A 947-nucleotide genomic window follows, 5' to 3' on the forward strand; every position below is an offset into this window, starting at 1 on the left:
GGTCGTCGCCCTCCCGCGCCGTGCGGTCCCGCTCGGCGGCCTCCCGCTCGGCGGTCGCCGCCCGGGCGGCGCGGACGCGCTGCTCCATCAGGGCGGCGAGCCAGCGGGTCTCCCCCACCTCGAACCAGCTGGGATCGCCGAATGCCCCGGCCGGCGAGGCGATACCCGGCCCAGTACCGCCTTTCGCCCCACCGCGCGGAGAGGGCGACGGTGTCATCCAGGACCCGCCTCACCGAGCCTGCGCCACAGCGCGTGCAGCACCCGGTCCCTGGCCGCCCGGTCGGAGCCGTGCGCCGCCATCCGCAGGTACTCGGCGTTGAGCAGCTGATCGGCGGCCAGGCTTCCGCCGGCCATCGAGCGGGCCAGGAAGTCCCGCACCAACTCGGCCCGTTCGGCGCCGTCGTCGGCACCGTCGCCGTTTCCGAACTGCGCGGCGAGCATCGCCGTCAGCCGGTCCGCGTCCGGCGGCGGCATCTCCAGCGTCAGACAGCGCCGGACGAAGGCGGGCGGAAAGGAGCGCTCTCCGTTGCTGGTGATGACGATGAACGGGAAGGCACGGCAGCGGACCCGGCCGTGCCGCACCCGCACGCTCACGTCGGGGTCGTCCGTCTGCACCTCCACGTCCGGCGTCCGCCTGCGGAGCCTGGCGAGTTCCGGAATGACGAACTCGCCCTCCTCGAAGGCGCTCAGCAGATCGTTGGCCAGATCCATGTCGGCCTTGTCGAACTCGTCGATCAGCAGCACCCGCGGCACCTCACGCGGAAGCAGCGCCGTGCCCAGCGGGCCCAGCTGCACGAACTCACCGACGTCCAGGCCCTCGTCGGCAGCAGACGTGCCCACGCCCTCGGCCTCGTGCGCGTCGGACGCCTCCAGGGGCGGCTGCCCCGCCTCGTCCCCCTCGGCCGCACCCGCCGCGGGCCGGTCCCCCTCGGCGGTGCCCGCCTCCG

2 protein-coding genes are annotated in these 947 nt (G+C 74.6%); both read right to left on the reverse strand.

The features are described from left to right. Nucleotides 1–217: hypothetical protein (locus ACYVE9_RS28440; RefSeq protein ID WP_461030763.1), on the reverse strand; the 217-nt coding region annotated here is incomplete at its 3' end. Beyond that, nucleotides 214–947 (reverse strand): MoxR family ATPase (locus ACYVE9_RS28445; RefSeq protein ID WP_461030764.1); only part of this gene is annotated, 734 nt, incomplete at its 5' end. The genes ACYVE9_RS28440 and ACYVE9_RS28445, both read right to left, overlap by 4 nt.

The organism is Streptomyces sparsus, from assembly GCF_054776295.1.